Here is a 238-nt window from a genome sequence, read left to right as displayed (position 1 = left end):
CCGCTGGCAGGGGCGGCACCCTGTGTAGCGATCTACACCTCGGGCACCACGGGTCAACCCAAGGGCGTATTGCTGACGGTCGACAACCTGAGTCACTTCTGCGCGTGGTATGCCCGCTATGTGGAGCTGGACCGTGACAGCCGGGCCTTGCAGTTTTCCACCATCAACTTCGATGCCTCGCTGCTCGACATCTTCCCGACGCTGATCCAGGGCGCCGAGTTGATCGTACCCACCGAGG

The 238-nt window shown here is 62.6% G+C and carries 1 protein-coding gene; it reads left to right on the top strand.

Annotated features, from left to right (window positions below; genetic code table 11):
• Nucleotides 1-238: AMP-binding protein (locus tag AC0L20_RS41800; RefSeq protein ID WP_473295961.1), on the top strand; the 238-nt coding region annotated here is incomplete at both ends.

The sequence above is a fragment of the Bradyrhizobium sp. Kon58 genome, assembly GCF_055807455.1.
The sequence above is the reverse complement of the archived record's forward strand: the minus strand, read 5'-3'. Positions and strand labels throughout refer to the sequence as shown.